The organism is Mailhella massiliensis (genome assembly GCF_020741395.1).
GTDB lineage: Bacteria > Desulfobacterota > Desulfovibrionia > Desulfovibrionales > Desulfovibrionaceae > Mailhella > Mailhella massiliensis_A.
Genome location: NZ_DYZA01000182.1, coordinates 18,286 through 27,584, shown reverse-complemented (window position 1 = coordinate 27,584; position 9,299 = coordinate 18,286). Strand labels below are relative to the sequence as shown.

At 59.8% G+C, this 9,299-nt stretch carries 6 protein-coding genes; all 6 read left to right on the top strand.

Going from position 1 to position 9,299, the window contains the following annotated elements; translation table 11 throughout:
• Positions 1-953: 953 nt before the first annotated feature.
• Entirely contained in the window at positions 954-2,210 is a 1,257-nt protein-coding gene (gene hisS / locus K8W16_RS09050; RefSeq protein WP_304122823.1) for a histidine--tRNA ligase, read from the top strand.
• Between the two features lie 12 nt (positions 2,211-2,222).
• The gene (gene aspS, locus K8W16_RS09045) at positions 2,223-4,082 is read left to right on the top strand and encodes an aspartate--tRNA ligase (protein ID WP_304122822.1); all 1,860 of its coding nucleotides are present in this window, start codon (positions 2,223-2,225) and stop codon (positions 4,080-4,082) included.
• 3 nt (positions 4,083-4,085) lie between these two features.
• The gene (def, locus tag K8W16_RS09040) at positions 4,086-4,598 is read left to right on the top strand and encodes a peptide deformylase (RefSeq protein ID WP_304122821.1); all 513 of its coding nucleotides are present in this window, start codon (positions 4,086-4,088) and stop codon (positions 4,596-4,598) included.
• A 350-nt stretch (positions 4,599-4,948) separates the two neighbouring features.
• Entirely contained in the window at positions 4,949-5,926 is a 978-nt protein-coding gene (gene fmt, locus K8W16_RS09035; protein WP_304122820.1) for a methionyl-tRNA formyltransferase, read from the top strand.
• Positions 5,927-5,982: 56 nt separating this feature from the next.
• On the top strand, positions 5,983-7,365 hold the full coding sequence (locus K8W16_RS09030) for a transcription antitermination factor NusB (protein ID WP_304122819.1): 1,383 nt from the start codon (positions 5,983-5,985) through the stop codon (positions 7,363-7,365).
• Between the two features lie 469 nt (positions 7,366-7,834).
• Complete coding sequence (locus tag K8W16_RS09025) at positions 7,835-9,217, top strand: MATE family efflux transporter (protein WP_304122818.1); 1,383 nt, start codon at positions 7,835-7,837, stop codon at positions 9,215-9,217.
• Positions 9,218-9,299: the final 82 nt, after the last annotated feature.

Genomic DNA, 9,299 nt, shown 5'->3' with positions numbered 1-9,299 from the left:
GCGCATTTTTACGTGGGAAAGTAGGCCGATGCCAAGGTTATCTTTGGAAAGGCTCCTGAATAAGGAGCCTTTCGTCGTTTAAAGCCCCGCGGCAACGGCGCGCGCCCTGCGCCTTCCCTGCGGGGCTTCTTTGTCGCGCCTTTCCCCCTATGCGCAGGCTCCGTTTCCAGGCTGCCTGAAAGGCCGGGCAGACACGATTTTTTCGACAGATGTTTCCGTGGCAGAGCAAGGACGCAACGCCTTTTAGGAGTGCGTCTTTTTCTTATCCGGGCTTTTCGGCACGGCAGGGCTATTTTCTCCTCCCGTCCGGGGGCATGCCTGTGTTCCTGTTTTGGGGCCTGCACAGAAGGGGGAGTTTTTCTTGACAGGGGAGCACATGGGAGCAGCCGCTGTCCCTCCACATCGTCTTTATCAGTACGTGTATCCTCCTTACTCCTCACGAGCCGAACAGTTTTTATGGAGATATGGAGATCTTCTGTTTTCCCTGAATTCTATGACGTTGATCAAGGAAAGGAGGGCGTGCCTTTGTAAGGGGAGGGCTGACTTTTCTTGTGTTGTGGACGGCTTCTGGAGGTCGGCAGAGGGAACGCTGTACCGGGTGGGGAACACGAGCTTCAAGACTTTCTCACAGGGGAAATCATATTGTTCAGATTTCGCACAGTCTTTCGGGTAGACGGCTGTTTTTAGGGAGAGGGCGCAGTACCGGGGGGTGACAGTGGCTTTTTTGCCGTTGAAATCGCTATGTTATGAGGATTTTTTCTGAGATTTCGGGAAGCCTGGCAGCGTTGAGAATCCAGCCTGAAGAAGGTTGACTTTTTATCACCAGTATGCAGCCCTGAGCTTTTACCTTGACGGGGGAATTTTTCCGGGATGGGAAGGCCGGGAGAATCTTTGACAATGGGGGAAAAAGGCCCTATCCTCATGCGTTATTTCTACTTTGCTGGAGTCCGTTCATGGCACAGATTCAGGCTATCAAGGGCTTTGCCGACCAGTTTCCGGCGCAGAGCCGTCTTTTTGAGATGATGGAAGCCACCGCGCGCGAGGTTTTTCCCCGCTACGGCTTTGGCGAGCTTCGTACCCCGCTCATGGAGTACACCGATCTTTTCTGCCGCGGCATAGGCACGGAAACCGACGTGGTGCAGAAGGAAATGTACTGCATTCCCGACAGCAAGGGCCGTTCCATGTCCCTGCGGCCGGAAGCCACGGCCGGCGTCATGCGCGCCTACATTGAGAGCGGCGTCCATGCCCGCGAAGCCGTGAGCAGGTTTTTCACCATCGGCCCCATGTTCCGGCATGAACGCCCCCAGAAGGGCCGTATGCGCCAGTTCCATCAGATCAACTGCGAATGTCTCGGCCCGAAGGAACCTGAGGCCGATGCAGAAATCATCTGCATGATGATGGAATTTCTCGGCAGGCTGGGGCTCAGGAACCTGACGCTTCAGATCAACTCTCTGGGCTGTTCCTCCTGCCGTCCCGTGTACCGCAGGAATCTCCACGACTGGCTGGCGAATCTCGACCAGTCGAAGCTCTGTGAGGACTGCCGCCGCCGCATGGAGACCAATCCCCTCCGTGTGCTGGACTGCAAGGTTCCCGCCTGCAAGGAACTGACGGCAGACGCCCCGGTGATTCTGGACAACGAATGTCCCGACTGCCGCGCTCATTTTGAAGCAGTACTCCGTCATCTCGATGCGGAAAAGATCCCCTATGAGATCAATCACCGTCTGGTGCGCGGGCTGGACTATTACACCCGTACCACCTGGGAAGTGGTTTCCAATGAAATCGGCTCTCAGGGTTCCGTGGCAGGTGGCGGCCGTTACGACGGCCTTGTGGAGCAGCTCGGCGGGCCTTCCGTGCCCGGCATAGGCTTTGCCTGCGGTATGGAGCGCCTGGCGCTTCTTCTGGAAGGCCGTGAGCTCCCCGCTGTTTCTCCTGATTTTTATGTGGCTGTGCTTGACGATTCCTGCCGCGACGCCGCTTTTGCTCTGGCGCAGAGTCTGCGGCGCGAGGGTTTTTCCGGCACGCTGGGCTACGAAAGCCGCAGCATGAAGGCTACCATGCGCCAGGCCGGCAAGTCCGGCGCGCGCTACACGCTTATCATGGGTACCAATGAACTTGCCTCCGGTACTGTCATCATCAAAAACATGGAATCCGGCGAGCAGCGCGAAGTGCCCTGCGCCGACGTCGCTGCCGGCCTGAACGCCGAAAAATAAAGAGGAATGGTCATGAGCCAGTTTGAAGAAAACGAAAAGACCGTCGTGGATATCCAGAAGGAACACGGCCGCTACATCAAGCCGCTGGGCGACTGGAAGCGCAGCCATCACTGCAACGACCTGACCATTGCCGACGACGGTAAGACCGTGTGCCTCATGGGCTGGGTGCAGTATCGCCGTGACCACGGCGGCCTGATCTTTGTGGACCTGCGCGACCGCGACGGTCTCACCCAGGTGGTGTTCAGCCCTGAAATTGCGCCTGAAGCCCATAAGGATGCCCATATCCTGCGCAGCGAATACGTCATTGCCATCAAGGGCCGCGTCCGTCCCCGCCCCGAGGGCATGACCAACCCCAATCTGCATACCGGCGAAATTGAAGTGGTGGTGCTGGAGTGGAAGCTGCTCAACACCGCCAAGACGCCGCCCTTCCTGGTGGAGGACCGTACCGACTGCTCCGAATCCGTGCGCTTGCAGTACCGCTATCTCGACCTGCGCCGTCCTTCCATGGCAAATAACCTCCGCACCCGCCACAAGATCGTGCAGGCCTGCCGCAACTATCTGAATGAACTCGACTTCCTGGAAGTGGAAACGCCGTATCTCACCAAGTCCACTCCTGAGGGCGCGCGTGACTTCCTTGTGCCCAGCCGCATGGCGCCGGGCGAATTCTACGCGCTTCCCCAGTCTCCCCAGCAGTTCAAGCAGATGCTCATGATGAGCGGCGTGGACCGTTACTATCAGGTGGCCCGCTGCTTCCGCGACGAAGACCTCCGTGCCGACCGCCAGCCTGAATTCACGCAGGTGGACATTGAAATGAGCTTCGTGAACGAAGACCAGGTCATGAGCATGGCCGAAGGGCTCATTGCCCGCGTGTTCAAGGAAGCCCTGGGCGTGGATATCGCGCTTCCTCTTCAGCGCATGCCCTATGATGAAGCCATGCGCGACTACGGCTCCGACAAGCCCGATACCCGCTTCGGCCTCAAGCTCAAGGACGTGACTGCCATTGTGCACGGTTCCGCCTTCAAGCTTTTCTCCGGCGCGAAGCTGGTGAAGGCCCTGCGCGTGCCCGGCGGCGCCACCATGACCCGCAAGGAAATCGACGAGCTCACCGATTTCGTGAAGGGCTTCGGAGCTCAGGGCCTCGCCTGGATCAAGATCCACGAAAACGAATGGCAGTCTCCCATCGCCAAGTTCCTTTCCGAAGAGGAGAGGGCGGGCCTTACGGAAGCCTGCGGCCTCGAAGTGGGCGACATAGTCTTCTTCCAGGCCGGGGAACCGGGCCTTGTGAACAACGCCCTGGGAAGCCTGCGCGTGAAGCTCGGCAACAAGCTCGGCCTCATCCCCGAAAATACCTGGAACCTGCTCTGGGTGACCGACTTCCCGCTTTTTGAATACAGCGAAGAGGAACAGCGCTGGGTGGCCTGCCATCATCCCTTTACCGCCGCGCAGGATGAAAGCTACGATATCATGCTTTCCGATCCGGCCCGAGCCAAGGCCCGCGCCTACGATATGGTGCTGAACGGCAACGAAATCGGCGGCGGCTCCATCCGTATCCACAACCCCGCCGACCAGACCCGCATGTTTGAAGGTCTCGGCTTTACGGAAGAAGCCGCCAAGGCCCAGTTCGGTTACTTCATCCAGGCTCTGGACTACGGTACCCCGCCTCACGGCGGCATCGCCTTCGGCCTTGACCGCGTGGCCATGCTGCTCACGGGCGCTTCCTCCATACGCGACGTCATCGCCTTCCCCAAGAACCAGAAGGCCGCCTGCCTGCTTACCGACGCTCCTTCCCCCGTGGACAACAAGCAGCTTCGTGAACTGGGCATACGGCTTCGTGAAAAGGCCGCGCCGGCTCCCGGCACGGCTGCGGAGTAAGCCATGCTGCGTCCTGTTCTTCAGTATCCCGATCCGCTTCTGGCCAAGGTCAGCGAACCGGTGGCCGAAATCAACGACGAAATCCGCGCCCTGGCTCAGGATATGCTCGACACCCTTACCACCGTGGGCGGCGTGGGCATTGCCGCGCCGCAGATAGGCGTGCTCAAGCGCGTGGTGATCATCGACGTGTCGCAGGAAAAGAACGATCCTGACCTGCCTCAGGATTTCAAGGTGTTCGTGAATCCTGTGATCACCGTGCTCGATCCGAAGGGCCATGAGGAAAATGAAGGCTGCCTTTCCGTGCCGGAACTGCGCGCCAAGGTGAAGCGCCCCCGCCGCGTGGCCCTGGACGCCCTTGATCTGGACGGCAAGCCCGTGCACATCGAAGGTGAAGACTACTATGGCGCCTGCATGCAGCATGAGACCGACCATCTGGACGGCAAGCTGTTCATCGACCATATAAGCTACCTCAAGCGCTCCCTTTACGACAAAAAGATGAGAAAGGGCAGAAAGTAATTTCTGCCGGGAGCTTATGCGTCACTGGAGCCCGGGCCGTCGGCCCGGGCTTTTTCGTGTCGGAGCGGCCCTTCCGGCGGGGGAGTCTGGAAGGCTGGACGTGCGGGCACATAGCCCGTAAAGTGTGTTTCACGCCGCACGCAGGTTGCATGCGGTAAGAAGAGGGGGGAGGCCGCGCCCGCTTCTTTCATAAAAGTCATGCCGGAAAGATCCTTCCGGGAGAGGGCTCTTTTCGGAAGAGCCGATGAATTTTTCGCAAATCTTCCTACAGGGGGAGAGATATCCGCAGAAGCGCCGCCGCGGGGCATTGCTCCGGCGTGTGCGGCTGGGGATGAATATAGGGAGTGTGTATGTCGAAACTGCGTATTGTTTTCATGGGCACGCCGGATTTCGCGGCAGTCATTCTGAAGGCCGTGGCTGACTGGGAAGGCGGTGAAGTGGTGGCCGTGTATACGCAGCCGGACCGCCCGGCGGGCCGGGGAAAGAAGCTGAAGGCTTCTGCTGCCAAGGAACTGGCCCTGGAGCTGGGGCTTCCCGTGTATCAGCCCCGCAATTTCCGGGACGACGCCGATGTGAAGGCCCTTGCCGATCTTCGGCCCGACGTGCTGGTAGTGGCGGCCTACGGGCTTCTTCTGCCGCAGAGGGTGCTCGATATACCCACCATGGGGCCGTACAACGTGCACGGTTCGCTCCTTCCCCAGTACCGGGGGGCGGCTCCCATACAGCGCGCCGTCATGAACGGCGACGCCATTTCCGGTGTGACCATCATGAAGATGGAAGCCGGGCTGGATTCCGGCCCCATGCTTCTGCAGCAGGCGGTGAGCATTGAACCCGGGGATACGGCGGGCACCCTGTTCGATACCCTGGCCGAGCACGGAGCAAAGCTCATGGTGGGAGCTCTCGGTATGATCGCTGAAGGCAGGGCGGCCTTTGTGCCTCAGAATGAAAAGCTCGTCACCCACGCGGCCAAGATTACCGCGGAAGAGGAATATATCGACTGGAGCATGGACGCAAAGGCCATACACAACATCATCCGCGGCCTTACTCCCGCTCCCGGCGCAAAGAGCGTACTGAATGTGGAGGGGCGCGACCCCGTCGTGCTTCGCCTGGAGCCGGGGCAGCCTGTGGAAGGGAAGGGAGAGTATGCTCCCGGCACCCTCGTGGGCATGGACGGCGATGCGCTGCTGGTGGCATGCGGTTCCGGCGCGTACAGAATCACCCGGCTGCGTCCTGCGGGCAAGGCATCCATGAGCGCGACGGATTTTTATAACGGCCGCCTGCGCAATCTTTCCGCTCCCTATGGCCATTTGAGCAGAAAACAGGGCTGAAGCCGGAAAATGCTCCAGAATCGTTTTTAAGGCCCGAAAGGCCGGAACGTGAATCCATGGTCGAAAAAATAAAAAAAACGCCTCAAAAGCAGCCCGTTTCCGGGGCCCGCACAGGAGCGCTTGCGCTTTTGCATCAGCTTTTCCAGCACCCGGAAGAGACGACGCCCCTTCCCGTCATGCTTTCCCGATGCGCGCAGGAAGCAGGGCTCGGCAGGCAGGATGCTGCGCTTCTTTCGGAACTGGTGTACGGGGTGCTGCGTCATGTTTTCCTGCTTGATGCCGCGCTTGCGGGCTTTTTGAAAAAGCCCGGGGCCCTTTCTCCGCAGGTGCGCATGCTTCTGCGCCTGGGAACCTATGAAATATTGTTCATGGGAGGTATCCCTGCCCGCGCCACGGTGAATGAACTGGTCAATCTGGCCCGCCGCCGTTTCGGGCAGGGGCTGGGCGGCCTGGTGAACGGAGTGCTTCGTTCCGTGGACAGGGAGTCGCAGTCCCTGCGCCTTGCCCTGGAAGAAAAAAGACGGGCGCTGGCGCGTGCCGGACTGGACGCGGAAGGCATGGCGGAGGCCGCCTCCCTTCCTTTGTGGCTTACGAAGATGTGGGTTATGCAATACGGCAGGGAAGATGCCTGCCGCATGGCACAGAATACTCTGGCCCACCCCGCGCCGTGCTGGCGCGCGAACATGGCGAGGGACGGGGGAAAAGTTCTGCTCCGGCAATGGCTGGATCTGGGCTATGCCCCGGTGGGGCAGGGCGGCTTCTCCGCATACGGGCTTGAGAAGGGCAGGGCTGCCCAGGATCAGGCCATGCTGGAGAACTTCGAGCGAAGCGGGGATGTTACGCGACAGGGATCTTCCTCCCAGCTTGCGGCGGAATGTCTGGCCGCATGGATGGAGCGGGAAGGGCTCATGCAGGCTCCTCTCTGGGATGCCTGCTGCGGCCGGGGCGGCAAGACTGCGGCGCTTCTGGAAAAGGGGGCGCATGTGGCGCTGGCCAGCGAGCCTTCCGCCTTCCGCATGGAGGAGCTGAAGGGCGCGCTGCTGCGTCTCAGCCTTCCGATGCCGCGCCTGTTCTGCGGCCGTGCGCAGGAGGTGGAAGAGTCCTTCCCCTTGATATTGCTGGATGTTCCCTGCAGCGGTACGGGCACCCTGGCCCGCAATGCCGAGCTTCGTCTGCGCCTTTCCCCGGAAAGGCTTGAGGAAGCTTCGCGCATGCAGGCCTCCATCCTGGAACATGCGTGGTCAAGGCTTCTGCCCGGAGGGGCTCTTTTCTATGTGACGTGCGCCCTGAACCGCGAGGAGAACGAGGGCCGCATAGCTTCGTTTCTGCCTCGGGCTGGCGGCCGTCTTGTGGAGCAGCGGATGTTTCTTCCGCTTTTTCCGGGGCAGGATACGCTGTTTCTGGCCATACTGCGCAAGGACGGACAGGCTCTTTCCTGAGTCCGATGTGGGGGGCATGCCCCGCTTGTCCATGGAGGTTGCGTCCTGCGGCATACGCAGAAGCGGCTTTCACGCATGCAGGATACCGCTTTTAGGGCATGCGTTGAAAATGGCGCCTGATGAGCTTTGGGAAGAATACTGACGAAGAAGGTGTTTCCCGACAGGGCTTTTTCTTGTAGAATGTATTGTAATACATTGAAATAATATATTTAAAGCCTGATTGCGCAGAGGGGATGTTATGAAACTCGGTTTGGTGCCTGCTCCGGCTTCTTGGCGATGAAGCGTTGCCGGGGCGGAAGGGAAGCGCAGGCTTCTTTTTTCATCGAGGCATAACCCGGCTTTTCCGGGTCTGCCGTTCTGTCTGCCGGCCGCATCATCGCGCGGCCGTTGTTTCCCGTTTACGGGAAGTGTTTTCAGGGAAGGCCGCACGATTTCGGCCTTCCTTTTTTTATCTATGCGGACAGAACGTATGAACATCCATCATGATATGACGCGGGGCCCCATAGGCCGTGAACTTGTTTTTTTGAGCCTTCCTCTGATCCTTGCCCATGTGCTTCAGCTTTTGTACGGCGTGGCGGATATGCTGGTGGTCAGCCGCTTTGTGGGGGAAGCGGGCGTTGCGGCGGTGAGCAACGGAAACATGGTGGCCTTTCTGGTGGCTTCCTTCTGCATGGGCTTCTCTTCTGGAGGTGCGGTGGTGGTAGGCCGTCATGCCTCCGGGGAACACGGGCAGGCGCGGGAAAGGGCGATTCGCACGCTGCTTTTTCTTTCGCTGTTGTTTTCTCTTGTCGTCGGTGCGGGAAGCGTTGCGCTGTGCGGTCCGGTCCTCGGAGGGCTCGATGTCCCGCCAGAGGCCATGACGGATGCTTTGGTCTACACGCGCATCGTCTGTGCGGGCACGGTATTCGTGTTCGGACAGCACGCGGTATGCGCCGTGCTCCGTGCCCTGGGCAGCGGCAAGGGGCCGTTGCTGCTCACGGCCCTGTCCGCCGTGCTGAATATTGTTCTGGACCTTCTGTTCGTGGGGTTGTGGGGCATGAGGACGGAGGGCGCGGCCATGGCCACGGTGATTTCCCAGGCGGCGGCTTTTGGTGCGGCGTTGTTTTTTCTTCGCAAGGGTTGCCATCAGGAGTGCAGGGAGGCTTGTCTTCAGAGGACGGGCGGTACAAGGGGGGAGGGCGTTTTTACTGAAAGCCGGCGATGGGCGGTCGCCGTTCTGCGTACGGCTCTTCCGGCCTCGGCACAGATGGTGGCGGTGAACGTCGCTTTTTTAATCGTGACGGCCATGCTGAACCGTTACGGTGTGGCCGTGGCGGCGGCCTCGGGCATAGGGCTGAAGATTAATACCCTTGCAGCCATGCCATGCTGGGGCATCGGGCAGGCCATGACGGTCATGGTGGCGCAGAATGTCGGAGCGGGCGACTGGGCAAGGGTGAAGGCCGTGCTCTGGAAGGGGATGGGGCTGAATATGGCCGTTACTGCAAGCATCGTCGTCGTGGTACAGCTTTTCGCCGTGCCGATCATGGAGCTTTTCGCTCCTGCGGGGTCGGACATGGCGAGGGTGGGCGTGGAGTACCTTCGCCTGTGCTGTTCGGTCAACTGCATAGGGTATGTGGCCATGTACTGCTTCGACTCTTTTGCCCTGGGCGTGGGCCGGGCTGATATTGCGCTGATGAATTCTCTCCTGGAAGCTTTCGCCGCGCGTCTTTTTTTCGCATGGCTGGGAGCGGAAGTCGTCGGTATGGGCTATGCAGGCATCTATGCGGGGCAGGCAGTTTCTCCTTTCATCCCTGCGTTGTGCGGATGGATATTCTATCGACGGGGATCATGGCGTGATTCTGTGGGGAAATGAGGCTGAAGAAGGGCGTACCGCGCCACAGAAGGCAAAGTCGGGGGCGGCTTTGCCGCGGAGGACGATTCCCGGATAGGCCTGT

Excerpts from the sequence above, each read along its gene's own strand:
- K8W16_RS09025 (WP_304122818.1), top strand. The coding sequence starts at position 7,835 with ATGAACATCCATCATGATATGACGCGGGGCCCCATAGGCCGTGAACTT.
- hisS (WP_304122823.1), top strand. The coding sequence starts at position 954 with ATGGCACAGATTCAGGCTATCAAGGGCTTTGCCGACCAGTTTCCGGCG.
- K8W16_RS09030 (WP_304122819.1), top strand. The coding sequence starts at position 5,983 with ATGGTCGAAAAAATAAAAAAAACGCCTCAAAAGCAGCCCGTTTCCGGG.
- aspS (WP_304122822.1), top strand. The coding sequence starts at position 2,223 with ATGAGCCAGTTTGAAGAAAACGAAAAGACCGTCGTGGATATCCAGAAG.
- def (WP_304122821.1), top strand. The coding sequence starts at position 4,086 with ATGCTGCGTCCTGTTCTTCAGTATCCCGATCCGCTTCTGGCCAAGGTC.
- fmt (WP_304122820.1), top strand. The coding sequence starts at position 4,949 with ATGTCGAAACTGCGTATTGTTTTCATGGGCACGCCGGATTTCGCGGCA.